This window comes from Micromonospora sp. WMMD975, assembly GCF_029581215.1.
Taxonomy (GTDB): Bacteria; Actinomycetota; Actinomycetes; order Mycobacteriales; family Micromonosporaceae; genus Micromonospora.
On the sequence record NZ_CP120739.1, the window covers coordinates 6,476,007 to 6,502,478 of the forward strand.

The 26,472-nt window shown below is 72.6% G+C and carries 28 protein-coding genes; 13 read left to right on the top strand and 15 right to left on the bottom strand.

The window, feature by feature from the left end:
• Positions 1-40: 40 nt before the first annotated feature.
• From O7613_RS29180 to O7613_RS29195, 4 genes are all read right to left on the bottom strand, one after another.
• Entirely contained in the window at positions 41-1,966 is a 1,926-nt protein-coding gene (locus O7613_RS29180; RefSeq protein WP_282291084.1) for a glycosyltransferase, read from the bottom strand.
• Positions 1,967-2,104: 138 nt separating this feature from the next.
• Entirely contained in the window at positions 2,105-2,257 is a 153-nt protein-coding gene (locus O7613_RS29185; RefSeq protein WP_282291086.1) for a hypothetical protein, read from the bottom strand.
• Positions 2,258-2,413: 156 nt separating this feature from the next.
• Positions 2,414-3,160, bottom strand: a complete 747-nt coding sequence (locus O7613_RS29190; protein ID WP_282291087.1) for an SDR family oxidoreductase — start codon at positions 3,158-3,160, stop codon at positions 2,414-2,416.
• Between the two features lie 36 nt (positions 3,161-3,196).
• Positions 3,197-3,940, bottom strand: coding sequence for a class I SAM-dependent methyltransferase (locus tag O7613_RS29195; RefSeq protein WP_282291088.1), 744 nt, complete (start codon positions 3,938-3,940; stop codon positions 3,197-3,199).
• Between the two features lie 159 nt (positions 3,941-4,099).
• Here O7613_RS29195 and O7613_RS29200 point away from each other — a divergent pair, with 159 nt between their 5' ends.
• Both O7613_RS29200 and O7613_RS29205 read left to right on the top strand, forming a co-directional pair.
• Positions 4,100-4,876 (top strand): HAD-IIB family hydrolase, encoded by a 777-nt coding sequence (locus O7613_RS29200; protein WP_281585134.1) that lies wholly within the window; start codon positions 4,100-4,102, stop codon positions 4,874-4,876.
• Between the two features lie 160 nt (positions 4,877-5,036).
• A complete protein-coding gene (locus O7613_RS29205) occupies positions 5,037-6,842 on the top strand; it encodes an adenylyl cyclase (protein WP_282291089.1) in 1,806 nt (601 codons plus the stop codon).
• Between the two features lie 48 nt (positions 6,843-6,890).
• Here O7613_RS29205 and O7613_RS29210 read toward each other — a convergent pair whose 3' ends face one another.
• Positions 6,891-7,481 carry an ATP-dependent Clp protease proteolytic subunit gene (locus O7613_RS29210; protein ID WP_281585132.1) on the bottom strand — a complete coding sequence of 197 codons (591 nt, stop codon included), beginning with the start codon at positions 7,479-7,481 and terminating at the stop codon, positions 6,891-6,893.
• 413 nt (positions 7,482-7,894) lie between these two features.
• Positions 7,895-8,506 (bottom strand): helix-turn-helix transcriptional regulator, encoded by a 612-nt coding sequence (locus tag O7613_RS29215; RefSeq protein WP_282291091.1) that lies wholly within the window; start codon positions 8,504-8,506, stop codon positions 7,895-7,897.
• A 252-nt stretch (positions 8,507-8,758) separates the two neighbouring features.
• Between O7613_RS29215 and O7613_RS29220 the strand changes: the two genes are divergently transcribed.
• Positions 8,759-9,772, top strand: a complete 1,014-nt coding sequence (locus tag O7613_RS29220) for a potassium channel family protein (RefSeq protein ID WP_282291093.1) — start codon at positions 8,759-8,761, stop codon at positions 9,770-9,772.
• Between the two features lie 76 nt (positions 9,773-9,848).
• On the opposite strand, the gene O7613_RS29225 is transcribed toward O7613_RS29220, so the two are convergent.
• A complete protein-coding gene (locus tag O7613_RS29225; protein WP_281585130.1) occupies positions 9,849-10,310 on the bottom strand; it encodes a MarR family winged helix-turn-helix transcriptional regulator in 462 nt (153 codons plus the stop codon).
• A gap of 82 nt (positions 10,311-10,392) precedes the next feature.
• Here O7613_RS29225 and O7613_RS29230 point away from each other — a divergent pair, with 82 nt between their 5' ends.
• Positions 10,393-11,040 carry an NAD(P)H-dependent oxidoreductase gene (locus O7613_RS29230; protein WP_282291095.1) on the top strand — a complete coding sequence of 216 codons (648 nt, stop codon included), beginning with the start codon at positions 10,393-10,395 and terminating at the stop codon, positions 11,038-11,040.
• Between the two features lie 73 nt (positions 11,041-11,113).
• Here the strand turns inward: O7613_RS29230 and O7613_RS29235 are convergent, their stop codons facing one another.
• The 3 genes from O7613_RS29235 to O7613_RS29245 all read right to left on the bottom strand — a co-directional run bounded on the left by O7613_RS29235 (position 11,114) and on the right by O7613_RS29245 (position 14,849).
• Entirely contained in the window at positions 11,114-12,148 is a 1,035-nt protein-coding gene (locus tag O7613_RS29235) for a 2-oxoacid:ferredoxin oxidoreductase subunit beta (protein ID WP_281585128.1), read from the bottom strand.
• Entirely contained in the window at positions 12,141-13,988 is a 1,848-nt protein-coding gene (locus O7613_RS29240) for a 2-oxoacid:acceptor oxidoreductase subunit alpha (RefSeq protein WP_282291097.1), read from the bottom strand. Before O7613_RS29240 ends, O7613_RS29235 begins: the two co-directional genes overlap by 8 nt.
• 201 nt (positions 13,989-14,189) lie before the next feature.
• On the bottom strand, positions 14,190-14,849 hold the full coding sequence (locus O7613_RS29245) for a hypothetical protein (RefSeq protein WP_282291099.1): 660 nt from the start codon (positions 14,847-14,849) through the stop codon (positions 14,190-14,192).
• Between the two features lie 124 nt (positions 14,850-14,973).
• Here O7613_RS29245 and O7613_RS29250 point away from each other — a divergent pair, with 124 nt between their 5' ends.
• The gene (locus O7613_RS29250) at positions 14,974-15,351 is read left to right on the top strand and encodes an NADH-quinone oxidoreductase subunit A (protein ID WP_281585125.1); all 378 of its coding nucleotides are present in this window, start codon (positions 14,974-14,976) and stop codon (positions 15,349-15,351) included.
• A gap of 3 nt (positions 15,352-15,354) precedes the next feature.
• On the opposite strand, the gene folP is transcribed toward O7613_RS29250, so the two are convergent.
• Positions 15,355-16,224: a dihydropteroate synthase gene (gene folP, locus O7613_RS29255; protein ID WP_281585124.1), complete on the bottom strand. Its 870-nt coding sequence runs from the start codon at positions 16,222-16,224 to the stop codon at positions 15,355-15,357.
• A gap of 179 nt (positions 16,225-16,403) precedes the next feature.
• Between folP and O7613_RS29260 the strand changes: the two genes are divergently transcribed.
• Genes O7613_RS29260 through O7613_RS29275 form a run of 4 tightly spaced genes read left to right on the top strand, consistent with a single transcriptional unit; the run spans position 16,404 to position 18,784 of the window.
• Complete coding sequence (locus O7613_RS29260; RefSeq protein WP_281585123.1) at positions 16,404-17,012, top strand: DivIVA domain-containing protein; 609 nt, start codon at positions 16,404-16,406, stop codon at positions 17,010-17,012.
• Positions 17,009-17,506, top strand: coding sequence for an SRPBCC family protein (locus O7613_RS29265; RefSeq protein ID WP_281585122.1), 498 nt, complete (start codon positions 17,009-17,011; stop codon positions 17,504-17,506). Before O7613_RS29260 ends, O7613_RS29265 begins: the two co-directional genes overlap by 4 nt.
• A 44-nt stretch (positions 17,507-17,550) precedes the next feature.
• Positions 17,551-18,135, top strand: a complete 585-nt coding sequence (locus tag O7613_RS29270) for a DNA-3-methyladenine glycosylase I (protein WP_282291102.1) — start codon at positions 17,551-17,553, stop codon at positions 18,133-18,135.
• A 25-nt stretch (positions 18,136-18,160) separates the two neighbouring features.
• Positions 18,161-18,784, top strand: a complete 624-nt coding sequence (locus O7613_RS29275; protein ID WP_282291103.1) for a hypothetical protein — start codon at positions 18,161-18,163, stop codon at positions 18,782-18,784.
• Here the strand turns inward: O7613_RS29275 and O7613_RS29280 are convergent.
• Together O7613_RS29280 and O7613_RS29285 are read right to left on the bottom strand one after the other, a co-directional pair.
• Positions 18,781-19,572 (bottom strand): enoyl-CoA hydratase-related protein, encoded by a 792-nt coding sequence (locus O7613_RS29280; RefSeq protein WP_281585119.1) that lies wholly within the window; start codon positions 19,570-19,572, stop codon positions 18,781-18,783. The two genes, O7613_RS29275 and O7613_RS29280, sit on opposite strands and share 4 nt — an antisense overlap.
• A 4-nt stretch (positions 19,573-19,576) precedes the next feature.
• The gene (locus O7613_RS29285) at positions 19,577-20,395 is read right to left on the bottom strand and encodes a PaaX family transcriptional regulator C-terminal domain-containing protein (protein ID WP_281585118.1); all 819 of its coding nucleotides are present in this window, start codon (positions 20,393-20,395) and stop codon (positions 19,577-19,579) included.
• A 192-nt stretch (positions 20,396-20,587) separates the two neighbouring features.
• Here O7613_RS29285 and O7613_RS29290 point away from each other — a divergent pair, with 192 nt between their 5' ends.
• Together O7613_RS29290 and O7613_RS29295 are read left to right on the top strand one after the other, a co-directional pair.
• Positions 20,588-20,755, top strand: a complete 168-nt coding sequence (locus tag O7613_RS29290; protein WP_013283866.1) for a DUF3117 domain-containing protein — start codon at positions 20,588-20,590, stop codon at positions 20,753-20,755.
• A gap of 145 nt (positions 20,756-20,900) precedes the next feature.
• Positions 20,901-22,412, top strand: coding sequence for a leucyl aminopeptidase family protein (locus O7613_RS29295; protein ID WP_282291105.1), 1,512 nt, complete (start codon positions 20,901-20,903; stop codon positions 22,410-22,412).
• Between the two features lie 30 nt (positions 22,413-22,442).
• On the opposite strand, the gene O7613_RS29300 is transcribed toward O7613_RS29295, so the two are convergent.
• Positions 22,443-23,015 carry an O-methyltransferase gene (locus O7613_RS29300; RefSeq protein ID WP_282291107.1) on the bottom strand — a complete coding sequence of 191 codons (573 nt, stop codon included), beginning with the start codon at positions 23,013-23,015 and terminating at the stop codon, positions 22,443-22,445.
• Positions 23,016-23,308: 293 nt separating this feature from the next.
• Here O7613_RS29300 and O7613_RS29305 point away from each other — a divergent pair, with 293 nt between their 5' ends.
• Positions 23,309-24,616, top strand: a complete 1,308-nt coding sequence (locus O7613_RS29305) for a trypsin-like peptidase domain-containing protein (RefSeq protein ID WP_282291110.1) — start codon at positions 23,309-23,311, stop codon at positions 24,614-24,616.
• Between the two features lie 72 nt (positions 24,617-24,688).
• Positions 24,689-25,141, top strand: coding sequence for a preprotein translocase subunit TatB (locus O7613_RS29310; RefSeq protein ID WP_282291112.1), 453 nt, complete (start codon positions 24,689-24,691; stop codon positions 25,139-25,141).
• A gap of 171 nt (positions 25,142-25,312) precedes the next feature.
• On the opposite strand, the gene O7613_RS29315 is transcribed toward O7613_RS29310, so the two are convergent.
• Positions 25,313-26,458, bottom strand: a complete 1,146-nt coding sequence (locus O7613_RS29315; RefSeq protein ID WP_281585113.1) for an Mrp/NBP35 family ATP-binding protein — start codon at positions 26,456-26,458, stop codon at positions 25,313-25,315.
• Positions 26,459-26,472: the final 14 nt, after the last annotated feature.

The following is a 26,472-nucleotide window of genomic DNA, read 5'->3' on the forward strand; positions in this document are numbered from 1 at the left end:
GCAGTTGCCGACCGGCGGCGCGGGCCGCGCCGCCGGGGTATCAGGGCGTGCCCTGGGCGGCGTCCTCCAGCACCACGACGCCCTCTCGGCGGAGGTCGACGAGGGCCCGGAGAACGTCGGCCTCCGCGGCTGGAGCCAACGCGGCCACCAGGTCACCGACGGTGCGGTGGCCGTCGCAGAGGTCGAGCAGCCGATCGGTGGCGGCGTTGAGCCGCAGCTCGCGGTGGTCAAGGTTCGGTCGGCGGACGAAGCAGACGACACTCCGCTCACCCGGCTGCGTGGTCCTGACGCCGACCGGGCCCGTCGGCCGACAGAACAGGTCGGTGACGTTGTGGTCGAACGACTCCACCCGGACCGTGCCGGCGCGACGGGGTGCCATCTGCCGCAGCAGCGCCGGGGAGAACCGGATGCCGGCGTGCCCGTCCCGGTCGTGTGGACCGTCCTGACTGGCCCAGAGTCGGGCCTGTTGGAAGCGCAGCGCGTCGGCCAGGTAAGCGGGACTGACGCCTGCGGCCAGCGCGGCTTGGTCGAGTCGTCGGGTCAGATGCTGACAGAACGCCTCCGCGGCGGCGAAGTCGCCGGAAGCGGCGTCGATGTCGCATGCCGCCTCGAACTCGACGACGACGCCCGGCCACGCCGGCCCGAACAACTCGGCCAGTTTCGGCGTGAATTCGACCAGCAGGTCGGCCGTGGTGCGGGGCGCGGGAACCCGCCGAGCCGGCGACTCGATGTCGACAAGTGACTCCCAGGCATCGGCGAAGGTCTCGAAGCTGTCGAAGTCGGCACCGAGCGCACCACCGGCCGCGCCGATGCGGGCGGCCCCCGCCGGGTCCCGAACGACGATCTCGAGCTGGGCCGCCAGCTTCTCGTGTTCCTTGGGGTCGGTGACGACCAGAACGTTGCCCTGGTCGGTGAGGCGGTGTGCGTACGACTGCTTTTCGAGGATCTCCCCGGAGAGCACCAGGCAGACGCCGCAGGCGAGCACCTCCCGCGGTACCACCGGGCCGTGGATGCCGATCGGGAAGTCCCGCTCCAGGAAGCACACGGCGTCGCAGGTGCGAATGAAGCGGCCGACCCGCCACGGCGGCACGAAGTCGAGAATCGTGGTCCGGTCGGCGAGGCCGGCGGCGCGGAGGTCGGCGCGCATCCGGTCCAACTGGGACCGCCCGCTGAGGAAGAGCGCGTTGAACCGGAGCCCGCGACCGGCGAGGACAGCCAGCGCGGCGATCAGGTCGAAGGTGCCCTTCCGGTCGCCGGGCTTGCCGTACATGCCGATCGTCGGCAACGCCGGATCGAACCGGGAGCCGAACTCGTCGATGGACGCCGCGGCGATCTCCCCGGGGTCCAGGGGTACGGCCTCGGGTGAGAACGCCGACGTCGGTAGCGGGTACGGAGGCCCGAACCGCAGCGCCTCGCGGGCCACCCCCATGCCGAGGAAGCGGTGCACCAGAGACGGTTTGGTCACCACGGTGGCCGCCGACCGCAGGATCTCCTTGTAGACCGTTGCCAGCTCGGGCACGCGCATGAGCCGATCGAGGTCGCTGCCGGCGTGCTCGACCATCATCGGCGTGCCGGTGAACGTCGACGCCAGGTGACCGGCTACCACGTACGGCTCGAAGTAGTAGGCGACGATGAGTTCGCAGCCATTTTCGCGGATGGTTGCGGCGGCCAGGCCGGCCAGCTTCGACACGGACGGGTTGCTCGACGGGATGTGCGCCATTCGACGTGGCGTCATCGGCTCCGGACGAATCACTCTGACCGCGCCGCCGGTGGCCGGGAATTGCGGTTCGTAATCTGCCGCCTCGGCACCGTCGAGACGTTGCCGGAAACGTTCCTCGACCTCATTTGAATTGGTCACGACATAGACCTCGTGACCGCGTGAGGCCAGCGCTGCCGCGGCCCAGTAGTTCTGTGCGCTGACTCCGCCCTCGATCGGAGGATATTTTCCGACGAAACAGATCTTCAATGATCTACTCCTCCGATTCGACCGGGAGTCACAAGAGGCAGAGTAAAGGAGGTGGAGCGCCGCGTCAATGTATCAATTATTGCGAATCCCATGAGCGGGAATTCCGATTGGTGTATTTGTTTGACGACCCGCCTAAGCTCATCCGGTACCGGCCCCACCGCGCGGCAGCCGGATCTCCAACACCGGGTGACTGCGCCGCGGTCGCATTTGCACGAAGTTGTCGGCGATGCCATCGCGGGCGCGTATTTGGATGGCGAAAAGGGGAATGGCCCGGTTGAGCAGACTGGTCATCGTCAGGAACCGGCTGGTGATGTGTCCTGGGCGACCAGGACTGCGGGTAACGGGACCGCTCGATGTCCCGGTACTCGATGGTGCGGATGATGTGCGCCTCGTCGGTGGGACCGAGCTGGATCTCCACCGCGTACCGGGTGGGCTCGTCCGGCTCGCCTACCGCAGGAAACGCCCGCTGTTCACATCGACCACCGTCCCGGTCATGAACTCGTTGACCGGGCTGGCCACGAACGCGACGGCCTGGGCGACCCGGCGGCTCGTCGCGTACGCCTGGAGCAGCAGGTTGCGTTGGGCGTAGTCGGGCGCCAGCGCGTCGATCGTGTCGCGGCCCATCGGCGTGATCGTGATGCCTGGTGCCACGCAGTTGACCCGGACCGCCGGGGCGAGTTCGCGGGCCATCGACCGGGTCAGGTTGACCAGTCCGGCCTTCGCGGCGGCGTAGTGCGGGTGGTGTGGCGCGCCGGTGTGGGCGGCGATGCTGGCCACGGTGGTGATGGAGCCACCGGGCCGGATCGCCGGGGCGAGCGCCTGGAGGGCCAGGAACGGTCCGGTCAGGTTCACCTCGACCAACTCGCCCCACTCGGCGGCGGTCACGTCGGCGAACGGCGTGACGATGTTCTTTCCGGCGCAGAGCACCACCAGGTCGAGTAGTCCGGTCTCGTCCACCGTGCGGCGCGTCGCGTCCGTCACCTCCGTACGCCGTGCCAGGTCCAGCGGCATGACCCAGCTTCGGCGGCCGAGTTCGCGTACCCGGGTGGCGACCTGCTCGGCGCCGGCCACCGACTCGCGGTAGGTCACGGCCACGTCGCAGCCTTCGGTGGCGAACACCTCGGCCAGGTCCGCGCCGATGCCGCTGGAGCCGCCGATCACGAGCGCCGTCTTACCGGTGAGTTCGAGGTCCACGTGTCGATACTGGCACCCGCGAGGCGTCCGGGCAGGTCAGGGCAGCGGGGGAAGCCGGTAGACCGACACGTGGTTGCGGGACTCGGCGGTGAACTCGGCGCCGGTCCAGTCGGCGTGCCGGCTCTCCAGGGTGAAGCCGGCCAGCTCGCCCATCAGGTCCAGCTCGGAGGGCCAGATGTAGCGGTGTGGGGTGCGGAAGACACGCGCCTCCCGGCCGGCGCCGAAGCGGAAGTGGTGCGACACGACCTGCTGCCGCAGCACGTCGTAGGTGTCCAGGCCGATGTAGCCGGCCTCGGTGTGCCACACGGTCGCCTGCTGGCCCGGGGGGAGTTTGCGCAGCTCCGGTACCCACAGCTCGATCACGAACCGTCCGCCCGGCCGGAGGTGGCGGGCCGCGTTGCGGAAGCAGGCCACCTGCTCGGCCTGGGTGAGCAGGTTGGCGATGGTGTTGTAGATCAGGTAGACCAGGCTGAATTCGCCCGGCACGGTAGTGCCGGCCATGTCGCCGACCTCCACCGGGATCGTCGCCGCGTCGACCTTCGTCCGCAGCCGCTCCACCATCGGTACGGAGAGTTCGATCCCGCTGACCCGCACGCCGCGTTCGGCGAGGGGTACGGCGATCCGGCCGGTGCCGATGGCGAACTCCAGGGCCGGGCCGCCGTCGGCGAGCGCGGCGAGCCGGTCGACGGTCGGCCCGAGCACCTCCGGCGCGAACATCCCGCTGCCCGGCGTGTCGTAGTCCCGGGCGGCTTCGTCGTCCCAGATCTCCTCCTTGCGCATGCGCCTCACCGTGGCCGTCGACGCGGATGCTGTCGAACGCTTTTCCACAACCCGGCATGCCGAAATTGTTACCCTCCGTCAACGAGGGCGCTCAGGACGGCGTCAGGTCATGTCGGTACCCTGCTAAGCCGACCCGTCGCGACGACACATGAGGTATTCGTGAACGATCTTCGAGTGGTGGCATTCGACCTCGACGACACGCTGGCGATCTCCAAGTCCCAGATCGATCGTCGGATGGCGGACCTGCTCGGCCACCTGCTCACCGAAGTGGACGTTCTGATCATCTCCGGCGGCCGGTTCGAGCAGTTCCAGTCGCAGGTGCTGGCCCACCTCGACCTGACCGGGGAGCAGCGTGACCGGCTGCATCTGATGCCGACCTGCGGCACCCGCTACTACCGCTGGTCCGACGACGACTGGCGGCTGGTCTACGCCGAGGACCTGAGCGAGGCCGACAAGGCGCGCGTGATCGCCGCGCTCACCGAGTCGGCGCGGGCGCTCGGCCTGTGGGAGTCGAAGACCTGGGGCGACATCGTCGAGGACCGGGGCAGCCAGATCACGTTCTCCGCGCTGGGCCAGTCCGCGCCGCCGGCCGAGAAGTACGGCTGGGACCCGGACGGCAGCAAGAAGCAGCGGCTACGCGACGCGGTCGCCGCGAAGCTGCCCGAACTGGAGGTCCGTGGCGGCGGCTCGACCTCGATCGACGTCACCCGTAAGGGCGTGGACAAGGCGTACGGCATGCGGAAGCTGCTGGAACACCTCGACCTGAAGATCGACAACGTGCTCTTCGTGGGGGACCGGCTCGACGTGGGTGGCAACGACTACCCGGTCAAGGCGATGGGCATCCGCAGCGTGGCGGTCACCCGCTGGGAGGAGACCGCCGACTACGTCGAGACCCTGGTCGACGACCTGGTGAAGCGGCGCGCCGAGCGCGCCTGACCGACTGGCGCGCCTGACCGCCGGTTGCGGCGGGCAGGCGCGGCCCGGTCGCGGTGCGCGGCGTCCCGGTTCCGGAACCCGGAAGGCTGGCGAGATCGACGGGGATGAGGTAGGAACGGCGAGAGAGCGCTCTCCGTCCCATCACCGAACAGGCAGGCAGATGCGATCACCCGACCCCTCCCGCCGCCGCTTTCTCACGCTCACCGCCTCCGCGGCCTCCCTCACCTCGCTCACCGCACTCGGCCTCCCGGCCGGCGCCGCCGTCGCGTCCCCGGCCGCGCGCCCCGCCCGACCGGCCCACGAGCCCGACTTCGGCCCGAACGTCTTCGTCTACGACGAGAGCACGCCGGTCGCGGAGATCCAGTCCACGCTGGACCGGATCTTCGCCGCTCAGGAACGCAACGAGATGGGCCTCGACCGGTACGCCGTGCTGTTCAAGCCCGGCCGCTACGAGGTGGACGCCCGGCTCGGCTACTACACGACGGTGGCCGGTCTCGGCGCCCACCCGGACGACGTGGAGATCCACGGCGCGGTCCGGGTGATCGGCCAACCCGACCCGAACTCCCCGGCCGGGATCTCCGCACTCACCAACTTCTGGCGCTCGGCGGAGAACCTCGCCGTCACCCCGACCGACTGGTCGAACCAGTGGGCCGTCTCCCAGGCGTCGCCGATGCGCCGGGTCCACATCAAGGGCGTCCTCTGGCTGGAACCCGGCAACGGCGGCTACTCCAGCGGCGGCTACATCGCCGACTCCAAGGTGGACGACGTCACCATCAACGGGTCCCAGCAGCAGTGGCTCACCCGGGACAGCGAACTCGGTGGCGAGTGGACCAACGGCGTGTGGAACCAGGTCTTCTCCGGGGTGGTCGGCGCGCCCGCCCAGGGTTTCCCCGACCCGCCGTACACGACGCTGCCGACCAGCCCGGTGACCCGGGAGAAGCCGTACCTCTTCGTCGACGGCGCGGGCCGCTGGCGGGTGGCGGTGCCCCGCCTGCGCCGCGACACCGCGGGCACCACCTGGGCCGCCGGCGGCGCGCCGACGCCCTCGCTGCCGCTCACCGACTTCTTCATCGCCCGGCCCACCGACTCGGCGAAGCGGATCAACGCCGAGCTGGCCCGGGGCCGGCACCTGCTGCTCACCCCCGGCGTCTACCGGTTGGACCGGGCGCTGCGGGTCCGCCGCCCGAACACCGTCGTGCTCGGCCTCGGCATGCCCAGCCTCGCGCCGACCACTGGCGACGCGGCCCTGCGGATCGAGGACGTGGACGGGGTACGGATCGCCGGCGTGCTCGTCGACGCCGGGCCGGTCGAGTCCGACGTGCTGGTCGAGGTCGGCGGGCGGCACTGCCACCGGTCGCACGCCGGCAACCCGATCTCGTTGCAGGACGTCTTCTTCCGCATCGGCGGCCCCTACGCCGGGCGCGCGGTGACCAGCCTGGTGATCAACAGCCGGCACACGCTCATCGACAACATCTGGGCGTGGCGCGGCGACCACGGCAACCCGGGCACCATCGGCTGGACCGTCAACACCGCCGGCACCGGCGTGGTGGTCAACGGTGACGACGTGACCGCGTACGGGCTCTTCGTCGAGCACTACCAGCGTTGGCAGACCATCTGGAACGGCGAGCGCGGCCGGACCGTCTTCTACCAGAGCGAGCTGCCCTACGACCCGCCGAGCCAGGCGGCATGGCGCAGCCCGACCGGCAACGGCTGGGCGTCGTACAAGGTGGCCAACCACGTCCGCACGCACGAGGCGTGGGGTCTGGGCGTCTACGCCTACTTCAACCAGGGGGAGGACATCCGCTGCGACCGGGCGATCGAGGCGCCGCGCCGGGCCGGGGTGCGGTTCCACGACGCGATCACGGTGTTCCTGGACGGCAGCGGCGGGATCGAGCGCACCATCAACGACGTCGGCACCCCGGTCGTCGGCTCGTACGGCACCAGCCCGGTGATCAGCTACCCCTGACCGAGACGGGCGGCCCGGCCGGCGGCACGCCGGCCGGGCCGTGCCCGCTCAGGCCGCCAGCTGGTCCACGCGGGAGAGCACCTGGTCGACGAGGCCGTACTCGCGGGCTTCCTCGGCGGTGAACCAGCGGTCCCGGTCCCAGTCGCGCTGGATCTCCTCCAGCGTGCGCCCGCTGTGCTCGGCGATCAGCTCCTGCATGGTGCGCTTCACGTGCAGCATGTTCTCGGCCTGGATGGTGATGTCGGCGGCCGTGCCGCCCATCCCGCCGGACGGCTGGTGCATCATGATCCGCGAGTGCGGCAGCGCGAACCGTTTGCCCGCCGCCCCGGCGCAGAGCAGGAACTGCCCCATCGAGCCGGCCATCCCGAGCGCCAGCGTCGCCACGTCGTTCTTCACGTACCGCATCGTGTCGTAGACGGCCATGCCGGCGCTCACCGAGCCGCCCGGCGAGTTGATGTAGAGGAAGATGTCCCGCTCCGCGTCCTCCGCCGCGAGCAGCAGGATCTGCGCGCAGATCTGGTTGGCCGAGTCATCGGTGACCTCGGTGCCGAGGAAGATGATCCGTTCCTTCAGCAGCCGTTCGAAGACCCGGTCGCCGAAGGCCGGCTGCCCGTCGTCCCGCATCCAGATGCCACCCATGACCGCCCACCTCCGTAGCGCCGGCGGGCGGGGGACCGCCCGGCGATCCGGCGGTTTCCAGCGTCCGCCGGCCACCCCCGCGCGGCCCAGGCTTTCTGCCCGGGGCAGATCCGCCCTCGGCAGAAGCCGGGCCCGCGTCGACGCCGCGCCCGGACCGGCCTTCGCCCGCCCGAACCGCGAGCGCCAGGACCACGACCCGGTGCCACGTCGTGCCGGGGCCGCCGTCGGGCCGCCCGGGCCGTGACGCGGCGCTTGTGTCGTGACCGGCCGCCGTCGGGCCGCCCGGGCCGCGAGGCGGCGCTTATCTCGTGACCGGCCGTCGTCGGGCCGTCCGGGCCGTGACCCGGCGTTACGTCGTGACCGGCCGTCGTCGGGCAGCCCGGGCCGCGAGCGCCGGGGCCATGAGCCGGTGGCTACGCCGTGACCGGGCGTCGTCGGGCCGCCCAGACGCGTCGCCGGGCGAGTGCCGGTGAGGTACGCGGGCGCGGGCGGGCGGCCGGCGTCGGGATCAGCCAGATCCGGGTGCCGGTGCCGAGCAGCTCCGGCGTGCCGTGGCCGAGCGGCATGGGGGGCGGACCCACCTGGCGCAGCGCGCCGCCGAGTAGCGGGGTTGGGTGGACCGGGCGGGCGGCGTACGCCGGCACCGGAATGTGCGGGCGGGCCGGGTGCGGGCCGGCCGGGCGGCGGGTGACGTGCAGTCGGGGCGGGCCGACCCGGAGGTGCGGGCCGCCGCGGGCGGCGGGCACCCGGTCGAGCCGGGCCGGCGGGACGCCGGAGCCGACCGGCGTGGGCCGCTCCCGGCGCAGCTCGTCCCGCGCCTCCTCCAGCAGGTCCGCGAGGTGGATGCCGAGCGCCCGGCAGATCGCGGCCAGCACCTCGGAGGAGGCTTCCTTGCGGCCACGTTCGACCTCGGAGAGATAGGGCAGGGAGACTCCTGCCGCCTGCGCCACCTCGCGCAGCGTGCGGCCCTGACGCAGGCGGATCCGCCGCAGCACCCCACCGATCACCCGTCGCAGCAACGACATGCCGGCCTCCTCGCGGTCGCCGTTCGCCGACGCCACCATCATGCCCCGTCCCGGCGACACGGACCGGCCCGGTCGGCGCCCCTGGCACCGAACGGCCGGTCGCGGATCGGCGACAGTCGGGATTCTCCCGGCAGGGTGTCGAGGTCCCGCGCCGCTCGTGCAGCGGGACCGGTTCCCCGCCCGCCGGGCCGGCTCGGGGCGTACCCGCTATCTTGAGGGCGTGCAGGCGACGGTGGCGGAGCGGGACCGACGGTGATCCATTTTCCCGCGCAACGGCGGGGGCCGCTGAGCGCGCTGAGCCTGCGCCTGCTCGCCGCGCTCGGGTTGGTCCTCGCCACGGTCTTCGTGGTCTGGCTCGACCGCGACGGCTACCGCGACACCAACGGCGACGGGCTCACCCTGCTCGACTGCTTCTACTACGTGGTGGTCTCGCTCTCCACCACCGGGTACGGCGACATCGCCCCGGCCAGCCCCTCGGCGCGCCTGGTGAACGTCCTGTTCGTCACCCCCGCCCGGGTGCTCTTCCTGATCATCCTGGTCGGCACCACCCTGGAAGTCCTGACCGAGCAGTACCGGACCGGCCGTCGCCTGTCGCGGTGGAGGAGAACCGTGAAGGACCACGTCATCATCTGCGGCTACGGCACCAAGGGGCGGAGCGCGGTCTCCGCGCTGCTGGAGAACGGGGCGGACAAGGCCAGGATCGTGGTGGTCGAGCGGAGCGCGGCGGCGTTGCGGCAGGCCACCTCGAACGGGCTGGTGACGATCGAGGGCTCGGCGACCCGCTCCTCGGTGCTGGAGGAGGCGCACGTCCGCACCGCCAAGGCGGTCATCATCGCGACCGACAGCGACGACGCGTCGGTGCTCGTGGCGTTGACCGTCCGGCAGCTCACCGCCGGTCAGGTCCGGATCATCGCGGCGGTCCGGGAGGCGGAGAACGCGCCGCTGCTCAAGCAGAGCGGTGCGCACCACGTGATCGTCTCGTCCGCGACCGCGGGCCGGCTGCTCGGCCTCTCCACCTCGGCTCCGCCGCTCATCGACGTGGTGGAGGATCTGCTCACTCCGGGGCAGGGGATGGCGCTGGCGATGCGTTCGGCCGAGCGGAGCGAGGTGGGCCGCTCGCCACGTGAGTTGGAGTCGCTGGTGATCGCGCTGGTTCGCCGGGGCAAGGTGATCACGTTGAGTGACCGCGCCGGCGCGCTGATCGAGACCGGGGACATGCTGGTCCACGTCCGCGACGACCGCCCCCAGGCGACCACCACGGCCTGACCGGGCCGGCGATGAGCTGTTAAGCGGGGCCCCCTGCTCTACCGCAGGCGTTAAGCGGGGGCCCCTCCTTACACCGTCAGCAGGTTTCGGCGCAGGGGGGTGGGGCGCAGCCCTGGCTGGCCCGCCTCAGCAGGTCGTAGAGCAGGTTCCGCTCGTCGGGGGTCAGCGCGCTGAGCACGTCGTCCTCCGCGCCGGCGAGCCCGCACTCGGCCTCGCGGAGCCGCGTCGTGCCGGTGCCGGTGAGGCTCACGACGTGCCGGCGGCGGTCTTCCGGCGAGCGGCGTCGCTCGACCAGGCCGGCGGCCTCCAGCTCGTTGAGCAGCCCGACCACGTTCGTGCCGTCGAGCTGCAACGTCGCGGCGAGCCCCTGTTGGCTGATGCCGCCGGAGTCGCGCAGCACGGTGAGTGCGACCAGGTGCCGGGGGCGCAGGCCGAGCGGCGTCAGCGCCGACTCCGAGCGCAGCTGCATTCGCCGGGCCAGGTGCTGGAGCAGCGGCCCGGAGCGGCGCTCCGACTCGTGGGTGGGCCCGGCTGACATGTGACCCAGTCTACGCGGAGCAGGGAACATCCATCTGCTATAAATAGTTGGCGCTACACAAACGATCTGCGGAGGAGCAGCAATGGCACACCTGTTGCACATCGACTCGAGCATCACCGGGGAGCGGTCGGTCAGCCGCCGTCTCACCGCCCGCGCGGCGGACGCCTGGCACGCCGCCCACCCGGACGGCACGGTCACCTACCGGGACCTCGGCCGGGACCCGCTGCCGCACCTCGACGCCGCCGGCGGCCTCGCCCGGGCGGTGCCGCCCGACCAGCACACTCCGGCGCAGCGCGAGTCGTGGCGGCTCAGCGAGGAGCTGGTGGCCGAGGTGAAGGCGGCCGACACCGTCCTGCTCGGCCTGCCGCTCTACAACTTCGGTCCGCCGAGCAGCGTGAAGGCGTGGGTCGACCACCTGATCGCGCCCGGCATCGCGCTCGACCCGGACACCGGGGCCGGGCTGCTCGGCGGTCGCCAGTTCATCGTGTTCGGCACCCGGGGCGGCGGTTACGGCGCGGGCACCCCGCGGGCGGGCTGGGACCACGCCGAGCCCTGGCTCCCGCACGGACTGTCGCGTACCGGCCTCGAACCGCGCTTCATCTCGGCCGAGCTGACTCTCGCCCCGGTCAACCCGGCGATGGCCGAGCTGATCCCGCTGTACGAGGCGAGCCTCGCCGCCGCCGAGCGGGCCATCGACGAGCTGTGGGTGCCGGCCGCGGCGGTCGCCTGAGCCGCGTTGACGCCGAGAAGGGCGGGCCGTTCCGAGGGGAACGGCCCGCCCTTCCGTGCGGATCAGCGGTGACTCAGAGGATCGTCCAGGTGTCGCCGCCGGCGAGCAACGCCGAGAGTTGCTCCTCCGGGGCCTGGTCGACGCCGGCCCGGGCCGACGCGACCTGCTCCTGCACCACGCTGTCGTAGGAGGGGCGGCGCACCGACCGGAACACCCCCATCGGCGTGTTACGCAGGTCGAGCCCGGGCAGCCGGGACAGCGCGAAGGCGTACGCCGGGTCGGCGACCGTGGCGTCGTGCACGACGATCTCCTCCGCCGGGGTGACCGCGGTTTCCCGGACCTCAAGCCCGAAGCCGCCCGGCGGGTGGACGACGCAGAACTGCCCGCCTGCGCCGAACGTGATCGGCTGCCCGTGCTCCAACCGGATCAGGAAGTCGTCCCGGGTGGCCGGCTCCTTCAGCGGCTCGAACGCGCCGTCGTTGAAGATGTTGCAGTTCTGGTAGATCTCCACGAACGCGGAGCCCTGGTGCTCGGCGGCGGCCCGCAGCACCGACTGGAGGTGCTTGCGGTCCGAGTCGAGGGTCCGGGCCACGAACGTGGCCTCGGCGCCGAGCGCCAGCGACAGCGGGTTGAACGGCGCGTCCGCCGAGCCGAGCGGCGTCGACTTGGTGATCTTCCCGACCTCCGAGGTCGGTGAGTATTGTCCCTTGGTCAGCCCGTAGATCCGGTTGTTGAACAGCAGGATCTTCAGGTTGACGTTGCGGCGCAGCGCGTGGATCAGGTGGTTGCCGCCGATCGAGAGCGCGTCGCCGTCACCGGTGACCACCCACACCGACAGGTCCGGCCGGGACACCGACAGGCCGGTCGCGATCGCGGGGGCCCGGCCGTGGATCGAGTGCATGCCGTACGTGTTCATGTAGTACGGGAAGCGGGACGAGCAGCCGATGCCCGAGATGAAGACGGTGTTCTCCCGGGGGATGTTCAGCTCCGGCATGAAGCCCTGCACGGCGGCCAGGATGGCGTAGTCACCGCAGCCGGGGCACCAGCGCACCTCCTGGTCGGACTTGAAGTCCTTCGCGGTGAGCTTCAGGGCGACGGGCTCAGACATTCTTCAGGACCTCTTCCAGCATCGTCTCCAGCTCGGCGGCGGTGAACGGCAGGCCGCGGACCTGGTTGTAGCCGATCGCGTCGACCAGGTATCGGGCCCGGATCACGTGGGCGAGCTGGCCGAGGTTCATCTCGGGAATGACCACCTTGTCGTAGGCGCGCAGCACCTCGCCGAGGTTGGCCGGCATCGGGGCCAGGTGCCGCAGGTGCGCCTGGGCCACCGGGAACCCGCGCTGGCGCAGGCCCCGGCAGGCGGCGCCGATCGGGCCGTACGTCGAGCCCCAACCGAGCACCAGCACCCGGGCGTCGCCGTCCGGATCCTCCACCTCGACGTCCGGCACCGGAATGGTCTCGATCCGGGCCGCCCGGGTCCGCACCATGAAGTCGTGGTTCGTCGGGTCGTACGAGATGTCGCCGGTCTTGTCGGCCTTCTCCAGGCCGCCGATCCGGTGCTCCAGCCCGGGGGTGCCGGGCACCGCCCACGGACGGGCCAGGGTCTGCGGGTCGCGCAGGTAGGGCAGGAACGTGGTGCCGTCCTCGCCGTTGGGGCGGGTGGCGAACTCGACCCGCAGGTCGGGCAGCGACTCCACGTCCGGCAGCAGCCACGGCTCGGAGCCGTTCGCCACGTAGTTGTCCGACAGCAGGATGACCGGGGTGCGGTAGGTGAGCGCGATCCGGGCCGCCTCCAGCGCCGCGTGGAAGCAGTCCGACGGGGACTTCGGCGCGATCACCGCGACCGGCGCCTCGCCGTGCCGCCCGTACAGGGCCATGTTCAGGTCGGCCTGCTCGGTCTTCGTGGGCATGCCGGTGGACGGCCCGGCGCGCTGCACGTCGACGATGACCAGCGGCAGCTCCAGCGCCACCGCCAGGGAGATCGTCTCGCTCTTCAGGGCCACGCCCGGGCCGCTCGTGGTGGTGACGCCGAGCGAGCCGCCGTACGAGGCGCCGAGGGCCGCGCCTACCGCCGCGATCTCGTCCTCGGCCTGCATGGTGACCACGCCGAACTTCTTGTGCTTGCTCAGCTCGTGCAGGATGTCCGAGGCCGGCGTGATCGGGTACGCGCCGAGGAACACCGGCAGCCCGGAGCGCACCCCGGCGGCCACCAGGCCCAGCGACAGCGCCGCGTTGCCGGTGATGTTGCGGTAGGTGCCGGGCAGCATCCGGGCCGGCTTGACCTCGTACCGGACGGAGAAGTCCTCGGTGGTCTCGCCGAAGTTCCACCCGGCCCGGAACGCGGCCACGTTCGCCGCCACCAGCTCCGGCCGGGCGGCGAACTTGCGCTCCAGGAACCGCAGCGTCGAGGCGTACGGGCGGGAGTACATCCAGCTCAGCAGCCCGAGCGCGAACATGTTCTTGGCCCGCTCGGCATCCTTCTTGGACACGTCGTGCTCGGCCAGCGCGCCGATCGTCATCGAGGTGAGCGCGACCGGGTGCACCGCGTAGCCGTCGAGCGAGTCGTCGTCGAGCGGGCTGCTCGCATAGCCGACCTTGGCCAGGTTGCGCCGGGTGAACTCGTCGGTGTTGACGATGATGTCCGCCCCGCGCGGCAGGTCGGCCAGGTTGGCCTTGAGCGCCGCCGGGTTCATCGCCACCAGCACGTTCGGGGCGTCGCCCGGGGTCAGGATGTCGTAATCGGCGAAGTGCACCTGGAAGCTCGACACGCCGGGCAGCGTGCCGGCGGGGGCGCGGATCTCGGCCGGGAAGTTGGGCAACGTGGAGATGTCGTTGCCCAACTGCGCCGTCTCCGAGGTGAACCGGTCGCCGGTGAGCTGCATGCCGTCGCCGGAGTCACCGGCGAACCGGATGACCACCCGGTCCAGCTGACGGATCTGCTTGGTCACTCCACGCACCTCGCTTCGCTGAGCGCCGTCGCCCACACCGGCACGGCCCGCTCCGTTTCTCACGTCAGAGCCTACGTCGGACGGTTAGGGCGGCCTTGGTGGAGGTCCGACGTGTGGGACTCGTTTGCGCAGGTGTATGCCCTGCTTTGCGGGCTTTAGTACCCCACCCCGTAATCCAACTCACCAAGATTTAGGGGGGTGTCAGCGGTCCGCGGTGGGGTCCGCCACGGTGATGTCGCTGCGGCGCCGCAGCGATCGGGTGGCGAGTGTCAGCGCGAACACGACGAGCAGCCCCGACATGACGATCAGGACGATCGCGATCCGGCGCGCCGGCGTACCGGGTCCGCCGGACCGCCCGGCCACGGCGCGCATGCCCTGCGATGCGGTCGGGGCGGGGTCCGTGCTGACCTGCGCCCCCAGCGGTCCGGCGGCCGGCTGGGGCTGGGTTGGCGGCGGGGGCTGCACGGGCGGCACGACCGGTGGTTGCGCCGGGGCGGTGGTGGTCGGCGCGGTGGTGATCGGCGTCGTCGTCGTCGGCGGGGCCGGTGCCGTCGTCGTCGGCGGTGCCGTGGTGGCGGCCGGCGCCGCGGGCGTGGTGGGGGTCGGGGCCTCCTCGGTCGGCGGCGCCGGCGCCGTGGTGGTCGTCGCCGCCTCGGTGGGCGTCGGCTCGGTCGGCTCGCCGCCGGGATCGCCGCCCGGGTCGCCGGGCACGTCCGGGCCGGCCGCCCGGACCACCCCGGCCGGCGGCGCGGGGGTGGCCGCGGCCCATCCCGGTGCCACCGCGACGACCGCTGCGGCTGCGGCGACCAGCGCGGGCGCGAACAGCGCGAGGGTACGGCGGGGCGCGCGGGCGCGGGTCATCTGACCTCCGGGGCGGTGACGAGGTCTCATTATTCGGTCACAGTTGCCATCCGGCACCAGTCCCGCCAGGAAACAAATTCGTAACGTGTTCGAGACGCCTCGACGGGACCGGTACGCTCCGGTCGTGACCGGATATCTCGGCTCGTACGCCACGCTCGGTCTGCTGTTGCTCGCCGCCGTGCTCTTCTTCGTCACGGCGTTCTCCGCGAACCGGGTGTTACGTCCGGCCCGTCCGGCCGAGCCGTGGGGCAAGCGGGCCCCGTACGAGTGCGGGCTCGACCCGGTCGGCGGCGACTGGGCCCAGATGCAGATCCGCTACTACGTCTACGCCTACCTCTACGTCCTGTTCGCGGTGGAGGCGGTCTTCCTGTTCCCGTGGGCACTCGTCTTCGACCGCCCCGGGTTCGGCGCGACCACGGTGGTGGAGATGGGCGTCTTCGTGGCGATCGTCGCGCTCGGCATCCTCTACGCCTGGCGGCGTGGCGTCCTGCGCTGGACGTGAGACCTAGGCGAGCCCGCGACGGGTCGCCGCCGGCGGCCGGTCCCCCCGGATCGACGCCACCATGTCCAGCACCCGCCGGGTCTCGCGGACCTGGTGGGCGCGGAACACCCGGGCGCCGAGCCAGGCCGAGATCGCGGTGGCGGCGAGCGTCCCCTCCAACCGCTCGGCCACCGGCAGGTCGAGCGTCTCGCCGATGAAGTCCTTGTTCGACAGCGCCACCAGCAGCGGCCAGCCGGTGTCGGCCAGCTCGGCCAGCCGCCGGGTGATCTCCAGTGAGTGCCGGGTGTTCTTGCCGAAGTCGTGCGCCGGGTCGATCAGGATGCCGTCCCGGCGTACCCCCAGCCCGGCCGCGCGGTCCGCCAGCCCGGTGACCGTGGTGACCACGTCGGCCACCACGTCGTCGAAGGCCGCCCGGTGCGGCCGGGTCCGCGGCGCCAGCCCGCCGGCGTGCGAGCAGACCAGCCCGGCGCCGGTCGCCGCGGCGACCTCGGCCAGCGCCGGGTCCGCCCCCGACCAGGTGTCGTTGAGCAGGTCCGCGCCGGCCGCGACGGCCTCCACCGCCACCTCCGCCCGCCAGGTGTCGATCGAGACGACCACCTCCGGAAAGGCGGACCGGACCGCGGCGATGGTGTCCACCGTCCGGCGGATCTCCTCGGTCACGTCGACCTCGTCGCCCGGTCCGGCCTTCACCCCGCCGATGTCGATGATCTCCGCGCCCTCGGTCACCGCCCGCTCGACCGCCCGCAACGCGCTGTCCCGGGCGAAGGTGGCGCCCCGGTCGAAGAACGAGTCCGGCGTACGGTTCACGATCGCCATCACCACCAGCTCACCCGGCGTGAAGGTCCGCCCGCCGAGCCGCAAGCTCCCCGCCATACCCGTCCCTCCCTCGTACCCACGCGCCCCTCGACACGGCGACGCTCCGAGATCTTGGTACGAAACTGCCCCTCCGGGGGAACTTTCGTCCCAAGATCTTCGCGTTTTTCGCCACTTCGTTCCGGACCGGAGGCTCCGGAGGGCTCGCCCGATTGCGGCCCGCATGCCACGATCTCTGCATGGGTCAGGTTCTGCTCCTCTTGGTCGTCGCGCTGACCGTCGCGGCTGTGGTGTTCGGAGTGACGGTGCTGGTCTCCGGACGGGATCCGGGCTTGGTGCCGGCCGAGCCGGACGGGCGGTCGGTGCCGCTGCCGGGCGCGCGCCCGCTCGGCGAGTCGGACGTGACCGGGGTCCGGTTCGACACCGCGCTGCGCGGATACCGGATGGCCCAGGTCGACGCGGCGCTTCGGCGGGCCGCCTACGACATCGGCTACAAGTCCGAGCTGATCGGCGTGCTGGAGGCCGAGAACACCGCGCTGCGGGAGGGGCGGACCGAGGACGCCGACGCGCTGCGCCAGGCTCGCGAGGAGGCCGCCGCGACGAGCCTCGAAGCCGATCCGTCGGACGCCGATCCGTCGAGCACCGGGCCGGTGGTCATCGACCTGTCGGCGCCCGAGTCACCGGCCACCGCCGAGGCGGGCGTGGCGGAGGCGCCGGCCGCCGCCGCGGTGGAGGACACCACCTCCCCCGCGACCGGGGCCGCACCGGCGCCGGCCGGTGAGAGCGTGCGCACGACCGACGCCGACGACCGGGAACGCGGGGCGCCGCTCCGCTCGGAGTCGGCGTGACCGGCGCGGAGGGCTCCGCCGGCTTCACCGAGGCGGCCCAGCCGGGTGCCGCCGAGGTCACCGCCACGGTGATCGTCGACGCGCCGGCCGAGCGGGTCTTCGCCGCCCTGACGGCGTGGGAACGGCAGTCGGACTGGATCCCCTTCACCACGGTCCGGGTGGTCGAGGGGGACGGCGGCGAGGGGAGCCTGGTCGAGGCGGTCACCGCGCTCGGTCCGGCCGCGCTGCGCGACGAGATGCGTGTGGTCCGGGTCGACGCGCCGTACGAGGTCGGCGTCGTCCACTGCGGCAAGCTGCTGCGCGGGCCGGGCGTGCTGCGGTGCACCCCGATGGAGCGGGGCCGAACCCAGGTGGTGTGGCACGAGTGGTTCCACCTGCCGGGCGGTGCGGCCGGCCGGGTCGCCTGGCCGCTGCTCTGGCCCGGCCCGAAGGTCAGCCTGACCCAGGCGTTGAAGCGGTTCGCCCGGTTGGTCGAGCAGGGCCGCCTGCCCTGAGCTGGCAATCCAGCCTGTCGGTGCCTTGACCTACGGTGTACGGCGTGACTGACCTGGTGACCGGTGCCGACGGCCTGCCCCGCTGCGCCTGGGGAGCGAGCACCATCGACTATGCCGTCTACCACGACGAGGAGTGGGGCCGGCCGCTGCGCGGCGACGACGCGCTCTACGAGCGGCTCACGCTGGAGGCGTTCCAGTCCGGCCTGTCCTGGCTGACCATCCTGCGCAAGCGGCAGGCGTTCCGGCTCGCGTTCGACGGGTTCCGGATCGAGAAGGTGGCCGACTACGGCGAGGCGGAGGTGGCGCGGCTGCTGGCCGACGTCGGGATCGTCCGCAACCGGGCCAAGGTCGAGGCGGCCATCGCCAACGCCCGCGCCGCGCTGGAGCTGCCCGAGGGCCTCTCCGCGCTGCTCTGGTCGTTCGCGCCCCCGCCCCGGCCGGCGCGCCCCCGGTCCTTCGCCGAGGTGCCGGCGCTCACCCCGGAGTCCACCGCGATGGCCAAGGCGCTCAAGAAGCGGGGCTTCCGCTTCGTCGGCCCGACCACGGCGTACGCGCTGATGCAGGCCACCGGCATGGTCGACGACCACCTCGCCGGCTGCCACTCCAGCGGTGACCGGGCCGGGGTGTGACGACGCGGCGTGATGGGATTGGGGCATGACCGACACCGAGCCGCGGACGAGCGGGACGACCGACGGTGACCCCACGGCGGGCGCCTGGGCGGTGCTGCTGCCCGCCGAGCGCTACCAGGCCGAGCGGCTGGTGCACCACGACGTGCTGGAGCTGACCGGGCTGCCGGGGGCGGGCCGGCCCCGCCCCGGTGACCGGGTGGCGGTGCTGATCGAGGCGCCGTTGCGGCTGGTGGCGCTCGGCCGGGTCGCCCGGCCCGGCGCCGGGGGCCGGGAGGATCCGGACGACCCGCAGTCCGACGCGACGGGCGGGGCGTTCGTGGTGACGTACACCCGACGGGCGCTCGACGAGCCGGTGGCGGTCGACGGCCCGGCCCCCGACGGGCCGGTGGCCGCGCTCGACCCGGCGCGGTGGCGGGCGTTGGCCGACCGGATCGGCCCGCCGCCGGCCCGGCGCACCTGGCTGGTCAGCCTGGACCTGCCGATCGAGGCGGCCTCGCGGGCGGAGGCGGTCCGGATCTTCTGGTCGTACGTGCAGGAGTTGGGGCCGCGCGAGCTGCCCGCGTTCGTCTCGCCCGCCGGCGACGAGTTGGCCATGCAGGCGTTCGTGCTCGGCGCCGAGGCCAACCAGGACCCGGAGGAGGACGACTAGCGGCCCTCGAAGACCGGCTTCCGCTTGCCGACGAAGGCCATCGTGGCGGCCCGGTGGTCGGCGGTGGCCCCGCAGATCGCCTGCGCCTGCGCCTCGGCGGCAAGCGCGTCGGCCAGGGTGCCCGCGTCGGCGACGGAGAGCTGGCGCTTGATCGCCCCGTAGGCGACGGTCGGGCCGGCGGCGAGCCGGGTGGCCAGTTCCTGCGCCGACGGGAGCACCTGCTCGTCGTCGTCCACCAGCCGGGTGAGCAGGCCAAGCCGGCAGGCGTCCTCGGCACCCACCGGTTCGGCGAGCATGAGCAGCTCGACCGCCTTGGCGTGGCCGACGAGGCGGGGCAGCGTCCAGGAGGCGCCGGTGTCGGCGGCGAGCCCGACGCCGGCGAACGCCATCAGGAACCGGGTCTTCGGGCCGCCGATGCGGAAGTCGGCCAGGAACGCCAGCGAGGCGCCCGCGCCGGCGGCCATTCCGCGTACCGCCGCGACCACCGGCTTGGGCAGGTTGGCCAGCCGGGCGGCGATCGGGTTGTAGTGCGCCCGGACGGTGCCGAGCGGGTCGGTGTCCGCCGACTCCAGCGTCTGCACGTGCTCCCGCAGGTCCTGCCCGGCGCTGAACGAACCGCCCGCGCCGGCCAGCACCACGGCCCGGCAGGAGCGGTCGGTCTCCAACTCGGCCAGGGTGTCCCGGAGCGCCTCCTTGAGCGCCACGTCGAGCGAGTTCATCGCCGTCGGTCGGTTCAACGTCAGGGTGACGACGGCGTCGGTGCGGTCGACGAGCAGCGGCTCGGTCACGTGTCTAACGACCCTTCTGTCGGGCGAGGCGGTTGCCGGCGTCGAGGCACTGCTCGACGTACCGGTCGGCGGCGGGCCGGAGCCGGGCCGCGTGCCGGTCGAAGAACCCGGCCGCGCTGGTGCCCGGCCAGCGCTCGGGGAGCAGCGCCGGTGGGAGCTGCGGGTCCCGGAACAGGAACGTACGCCACGCGTGCACGAGTCGGAACCGGGCCGCGTACGCCTCCTCGTCGCCGCTGCGTACCGTGACGCCGTGCAGCAGCGGTTTCTGTTCGGCGACGAAGCGCTCGTACGCCCGGCCGATCTCGGCCAGGTCCCAGGCGCGACGGACCACGCCCATGGCGCCGGGGGTGCCGGCGGCGTGCGCGGCGGTGAACCGCTCGAAGCGCACACCCGCCTCGGCGAGCAGCAGGTCGACGTCCTCACCCGGACGGGTGGCCACCCAGGTGCAGTCGTCGAGGGTGCCGTACCCGAGGAAGCTGAGGTTGGCGGCGAGCCGCTGCCGGTCCCGGCGCGACGGGGGCGCCGTGAGGACGATGAGATCGAACCGTCCGTCCCAACTGTGCCGGCCGGTCCGGTAGATCCGGGAGGCCGCCTCGTCCAGTCGACGACCCGCTTTCGGGGTGATCGAATACCCGGGTCCGGAGGCGAGCCGCAGCGGTTCCAGCCAGCCCTGGCGCACCATCCGGGAGACCGCGGTGCGCACGGCCGGTGGGGCTATCCCGAGCGGTGCCAGCAGCTTGACCAGGGCAGCGACGGGCGCGCGGCCACCCCTGGCGCGGAGGTGGTCGCCGTAGAGGTCGAAGAGTGCCGACCGTGCCTGCATGACCGCACATTGTGACAGGCCTATCCAAGATAAGCTAGGTGCTGTTACATCAATACTGCTTCGGTTTGGGTCCGGCGGTGTTCATCAGGGAAAATCGTTTGTTGACGCCTCCGCGACGGTTGCGGCTGGCGATTGGCGAATGTGGCTGTGGGGCAACCCACCGACCCTGGTGTAGGTCTGAGGGGAGACAACATGGCGGCGATGAAGCCGCGGACGGGCGACGGTCCGCTGGAAGTCACCAAGGAGGGCCGGGGCATCGTCATGCGGGTCCCGCTGGAGGGTGGTGGCCGGCTCGTCGTCGAGATGACTCCCGACGAGGCCACCGCACTGGGTGACGCGCTGAAGGCGGCCGCCGGCTGATTCGAGGAGCAATCCGCACGACCTCCGGTCGTGCGGGCGGTTCGTCCTACCCTGAGCCACCGGCTTGGCCGGTGGCTCAGGGCCTTCATCGGCCGGTGAGTGGCAACCTGTCCGCCTTGAAGCATTTTCGGAGGTACGTTCCAGCGTGCTGGCCATTCGTCTGGTGAGCGGGTCCACGGGACCCGACGCCCTCGTCCTGCCCGTTCGTCCCGGTGCCCCGGACGCCCCGCCCGAGGTGGTGCCGACCGCGACCACGCCCGGCGACGACATCCGGGCCGAGGTGGCCGCGCTGCTGCCGGTCGCCCGCCACACCGGCGCCGCCGGTGAGATACGCGAGCACCTGCGTCCCGGCGGCGCCCCGAGCCGCCTCTGGCTGCTCGGTGTCGGCGACGGCGACGAGCGGGACTGGCGGTCCGCGGGGGCCGCGCTGGCCCGCGCCGCGAAGGATGAGACGCAGATCACCATCGCGCTGCCCGAGCGGGCCGAGGCGGCGCCGTCCGGCCAGGTCGAGGCGGCGCCGTCCGGCCGGGTCGAGGCGGCGCTGCGCGGACTGGCCGAGGGGCTGCTGCTCGGCTCCTACCGCTTCCGCCTCAGCGAGACCGGCGCCCGGCCCGCCGCCCTGGCCCGGGTCGACGTGCTGGTGGCCGATCCGGACGCGCTTGCCGACACGCTGGCCGCCGCCCGGGCCACCGCCGAGATGACCCGGCTGGCCCGGGACCTCACCAACACCCCGTCCTCGACGAAGCACCCGGAGTGGTTGGCCGACCAGGTGGCCGCCGCCGCGTCCAGGCGGCCCGACCTGCACCTGCGGGTCCGCGGCCCGGAGGAGCTGGCGGCGGAGGGCTTCGGCGGCATCCTGGCCGTCGGCGCCGGGTCCGCGCGGAGCCCGCGCCTGGTCGAGCTGGACTGGCGGCCGGCCGACGCGCGCACCCACGTGGTGCTGGTGGGCAAGGGCATCACGTTCGACACCGGCGGGATCTCGATCAAGCCGGTGCCGGCGATGAAGCTGATGCGCAAGGACATGGCCGGCGCCGCCGCGGTGCTCGCCGCGACGCTCGGCGCGGCCGAGCTGCGCCTGCCGGTACGGGTCACCACGCTCGCCCCGCTCGCCGAGAACATGGTCAGCGGCTCCGCCTTCCGGCCGGGCGACGTCATCCGGCACTACGGCGGGCTGACGAGCGAGAGCACCAACTCCGACGCCGAGGGGCGGCTGGTGCTGGCCGACGCACTGGCGTACGCGGTCCGGGAGCTCAAGCCCGACCTGCTCGTCGACCTGGCCACGCTGACCGGGGCGAACGCGGTTGCCCTGGGGAAGCGGCACGCGGCGCTCTACAGCGACGACGACGACCTGGCCACCGACCTGCTGGCCGCGATCAATGCGGCCGGCGAGGGCGCCTGGCGGATGCCGCTGACCGACGACTACCTGGAATATCTCGCCAGCGACATCGCCGACCTGCACAGCTCCCCGGCCCGGGGCGCCGGCTCGGTGGTGGCGGCGCTCTTCCTCCGCGAGTTCACCGGCGACCTGCGGGGCCGCTGGGCGCACCTGGACATGTCCGCCCCGTCGTGGTCCGACGACGTGCACGGCGAGCTGGTCAAGGGCGCCACCGGCTGGGGCGTACGCGGTTTGCTGCGCTGGCTGGCGACGCTGGGCTGATTCCGGCGTTCAGGGAACGCCGGGCTGGCCTCAGCTTTTCACGGCGGCGAGCAGGCCGTGGCCGACCGGCAGCAGCGCGGGCACCCAGTGCTCCGACTCGCGGATGGCCTTGATGGTCTCCCGCACGGTGACCGTCTCCACGTCCCGTGCGGCCGGATCGCCGATCCGGCCGGCGGCCAGCGCGCCGTTGAGCGCGAGCACCCCGCCGGGGCGCAGCAGCCGCAGCGCGGCGTCCACGTACGCCGCGAAGCCGGTCGCCGCCGCGTCCGCGAAGACCAGGTCGTAGACGCCGTCCGCGAGGCGCGGCAGCACGTCGAGCGCCCGGCCCGTGATGATCCGGGTACGCCCCGACGGGACGCCCGCCTCCTGGAACAGCCGCCGGGCGATGCGCTGGTATTCGACCTCCACGTCGATCGTGGTGAGCACGCCGTCGGGGCGCATGCCCCGCAGCAACCAGACGCCACTGACCCCGGTGCCGGTGCCGATCTCGACCACCGCGCGGGCGTTGCCGGCGGCGGCGAGCAGTCGCAGCGCGGCGCCGGCGCCGGGCGTCACCGCCTCCACGCCCACCTCGTAGGCGAGGGCGCGGGCCGTGCGCAGCACGATGTCCTCGGTGACGTACGACTCGGCGAACTGCAGCGCCTGGGCCGTCGAACTGCCGTGACCGGCGACCGTGGCGATGGGACACCTCCGGGTGCGGGGCTGGTGCGAGGGGTCGGGTGGGCACTGTGAGCGTAGAGCCGGGCCGGTACCCGCGCAGCCGCGAGTCGGCCGTCGGACGATCACGGGGGGCAACCCCTGACTCCACCCGTGCCGTTCGTGCAATCCTGGATGGGTCCCGCGCGTCTCGGTCGTCCGGCTCCGCCGGCGTCCGGCGTGGGACGCGCGGGACGAAAGTGGGAGGCACGGACGTGACCGACGGCTGGGACTGGCGCCAGCCCGGCGGGGCCGGGGCGCCGGGGGGAGGCCCGTCACCCGGGCAGCCGCCGCAGGGCGCCGGGGGCGGTACGACGTCGCCCTGGTGGTCCGACGCGCTGGCCGACCCGTGGCGGGATCCGTACGCGCCCGCGGCGGTGGTGGTGCCGGCTGCCGCGCCCGCCGGGTCCGGTGAGCCGGAGCCGGTCACCGATCCGGACCAGCCGACCCGGCCGGGGCTGCGCCAGGTGGTGCTGATCTCGTTGATCTCCGCGCTGCTTGCCGGTTCGCTCGGCAGCGCCCTGACCTACGCGTTCCTGCGCGGCGGGGACGTGCCGACGCTCGGCGCGCAGACCGGCCAGGCCCCGGCGCTCGCCCAGCGCAAACCCGAGTCACTGGCCGGGGTCGCCGAGCGGGTGCTGCCCAGCGTGGTCACCATCCGGGTGGCCAGTTTCGGCGGGACCAGCGAGGGCTCCGGCTTCGTGGTGAGCACCGACGGGCACATCATCACCAACGACCACGTGGTCGCGGACGGCCCGGGCAAGGCCACTGTGCTGTTCAACGACGGCAGCACCGCCGCCGGCACCGTGGTCGGGCAGGACCCGGAGTCGGACATCGCGGTCATCAAGGTGACCCGCAGCGGACTGACGCCGGTGCAGTTCGGCGACTCGGACGCGCTCGCGGTGGGCGATCCGGTGCTCGCCATGGGCTCGCCGCTGTCGCTCGCGAACACCGTCACCGCGGGCATCGTCAGCGCGCTGGACCGCACCATGCAGGCGGGCGAGCCGGGCGGCCCGACCCGCTACTACGCGGCGATCCAGACCGACGCCGCGGTCAACCACGGCAACTCCGGCGGCCCACTCGTGGACGGCGGCGGCCGGGTGGTCGGCGTGAACTCGACGATCAAATCGCTGGTGGCCGACGGGCAGGAGGCCGGCAACATCGGCCTCGCCTTCGCCATCCCGATCAACCAGGCGAAACGGGTCACCGAGGAAATCATCGGCACCGGCAAGGCCCGGCGTACGGTGATCGGCGCCTCGGTCGGCGGCACCGGCGCCACCGGCGGCGGGGTCCGCCTCAACGCCGTCGAGCCGGCCGGGCCGGCGGCGGCGGCGGGGATGCGGACCGGGGACGTGGTGCTCCGGCTGGACGGCCATCCGATGACCGACCAGACCGACCTGGTGGCGCTGGTGCGCAAGTACGCGCCGGGCTCGGTGGTGACGGTGGAGTACCGGCGCGGGTCGTCCCGGCAGAACGCGTCGGTGACGCTCGCCGCGGACGCGAAGTGAGGACCGGTCACCCCCTCCCCGGAGGTCCCCTCACGTGCGTAGTCTTGCCCTGACACGGACGAGGAGGCCGGAGTGTTCGAGAACCTGAACATGTGGGAGGTCGGCGTCCTGCTGCTCCTGGCGTTGCTGATCTTCGGGGACCGGCTTCCCAATGTGATCAGCGACGGCCTCCGGATGGTCCGCAACCTGCGGAACATGGCGCGTAACGCCACCGGCGACCTGAGCCGTGAGCTGGGCACCGACATTCAGCTGGAGGACCTGCACCCCAAGGCGTTCATCCGCAAGCATCTGCTCAGCGAGGACGACGAGCAGGCGATCCGGAAGCCGCTCCAGAGCATGTACGACAACCTGCGCTCCGACGTCACCGGCGTGCACGACGAGCTGAAGGACGTGGCCAGGGCGGCCGACCTGCGCACCCCCGCCCCCCGCCCCGCGGTGACCAGCCCGGCCACCCCCGCCTCCACCCCCGCCGCCCCCACCCACACCCCGCCCGCCCCCCGCCCCTCCTACGACGACGCCACCTGACCCACCCCCACCCCACCCCACCCGGGGCGGTGGCGCGTGATCATGAAGTTGACGGCGCGACACGCCGATCCGGCGACCGCCAACTTCATGATCGACGCGGAGGGGGGAGACGCGTACCGCCCCTCCCCGGTGGACCGGGAAGGGGCGGTGGCGGGGGAGCGGGGACCGGGTCTAGCGGGTGGTGGGCTTGAGGCCTAGAGGCTTGCCGAGCAGCGACTCGCGGCGGACCGCGAGCCGGTCGGCGATCTCGAACATGGCCTTCGCGGCCGGCGCGTCCGGCTGGGCCAGCACGATCGGCTGGCCCGCGTCGCCGCCCTCACGGACCCGGGTGTCCATCGGGATCTGCCCCAGCACCGGCACCTGGGCGCCGATGGTCCGGGTCAGCGACTCGGCCACCGTCGCGCCGCCACCGGCGCCGAAGACCTCCATCCGGGAGCCGTCCGGCAGCTCCAGCCAGGACATGTTCTCGATCACACCGACCACCCGCTGGTGGGTCTGCAGCGAGATGGCGCCGGCCCGCTCGGCCACCTCGGCGGCGGCCGTCTGCGGGGTGGTGACGACCAGGATCTCCGCGTTCGGCAGCAGCTGGGCCACCGAGATCGCGATGTCGCCGGTGCCCGGGGGCAGGTCGAGCAGGAGGACGTCCAGGTCGCCCCAGTAGACGTCGGCCAGGAACTGCTGCAACGCCCGGTGCAGCATCGGGCCGCGCCAGACGACCGCCGCGTTGCCGGGGGTGAACATGCCGATCGAGATGACCTTCACGCCGTGCGACTGCGGCGGCATGATCATGTCTTCGACGCGGGTCGGCGCGCCCTCGGCGCCGAGCATCCGGGGCACCGAGTGGCCGTAGATGTCGGCGTCCACCACACCGACCGACAGGCCGCGGGCGGCCAGCGCGGCGGCCAGGTTGACCGTGACGCTCGACTTGCCGACGCCGCCCTTGCCGCTGGCCACCGCGTAGACGCGGGTCCGGGAGCCGGGCTGGGCGAACGGGATCACCGGCTCGGCGGTGCCGCCGCCGCGCAGCTTCGACTGCAATTCCTGGCGCTGCTCCGGGCTCATCACGTCGAAGATGATCTCGACGCGGCTGACGCCGGGCACCGCGCCGACGGCGGCGGTGATGTCGCTGCGGAGCTTGTCCTTCAGCGGGCAGCCGGCCACGGTGAGCAGCAGCTCCACCCGGACCACGCCGTCGTCGTCCCGCTCGGCGGAGCGGACCATGCCGAGCTCGGTGATCGGCCGACGGATCTCCGGGTCGTTGACGGTGGCCAGCGCGGCCTGGATCGCGTCGGAGATGGTGCTGACGGGTGCTGACATGCCCGTAATGCTAC

Excerpts from the sequence above, each read along its gene's own strand:
- O7613_RS29315 (WP_281585113.1), bottom strand. The coding sequence starts at position 26,458 with ATGTCAGCACCCGTCAGCACCATCTCCGACGCGATCCAGGCCGCGCTG.
- O7613_RS29210 (WP_281585132.1), bottom strand. The coding sequence starts at position 7,481 with ATGGGTGGCATCTGGATGCGGGACGACGGGCAGCCGGCCTTCGGCGAC.
- O7613_RS29245 (WP_282291099.1), bottom strand. The coding sequence starts at position 14,849 with ATGACCCGCGCCCGCGCGCCCCGCCGTACCCTCGCGCTGTTCGCGCCC.
- O7613_RS29275 (WP_282291103.1), top strand. The coding sequence starts at position 18,161 with ATGACCGACACCGAGCCGCGGACGAGCGGGACGACCGACGGTGACCCC.
- O7613_RS29230 (WP_282291095.1), top strand. The coding sequence starts at position 10,393 with ATGGCACACCTGTTGCACATCGACTCGAGCATCACCGGGGAGCGGTCG.
- O7613_RS29195 (WP_282291088.1), bottom strand. The coding sequence starts at position 3,940 with ATGCGCAAGGAGGAGATCTGGGACGACGAAGCCGCCCGGGACTACGAC.
- folP (WP_281585124.1), bottom strand. The coding sequence starts at position 16,224 with ATGGCGGGGAGCTTGCGGCTCGGCGGGCGGACCTTCACGCCGGGTGAG.
- O7613_RS29185 (WP_282291086.1), bottom strand. The coding sequence starts at position 2,257 with ATGACCAGTCTGCTCAACCGGGCCATTCCCCTTTTCGCCATCCAAATA.
- O7613_RS29235 (WP_281585128.1), bottom strand. The coding sequence starts at position 12,148 with ATGTCTGAGCCCGTCGCCCTGAAGCTCACCGCGAAGGACTTCAAGTCC.
- O7613_RS29205 (WP_282291089.1), top strand. The coding sequence starts at position 5,037 with ATGCGATCACCCGACCCCTCCCGCCGCCGCTTTCTCACGCTCACCGCC.
- O7613_RS29285 (WP_281585118.1), bottom strand. The coding sequence starts at position 20,395 with ATGCAGGCACGGTCGGCACTCTTCGACCTCTACGGCGACCACCTCCGC.
- O7613_RS29290 (WP_013283866.1), top strand. The coding sequence starts at position 20,588 with ATGGCGGCGATGAAGCCGCGGACGGGCGACGGTCCGCTGGAAGTCACC.
- O7613_RS29215 (WP_282291091.1), bottom strand. The coding sequence starts at position 8,506 with ATGTCGTTGCTGCGACGGGTGATCGGTGGGGTGCTGCGGCGGATCCGC.
- O7613_RS29260 (WP_281585123.1), top strand. The coding sequence starts at position 16,404 with ATGGGTCAGGTTCTGCTCCTCTTGGTCGTCGCGCTGACCGTCGCGGCT.
- O7613_RS29225 (WP_281585130.1), bottom strand. The coding sequence starts at position 10,310 with ATGTCAGCCGGGCCCACCCACGAGTCGGAGCGCCGCTCCGGGCCGCTG.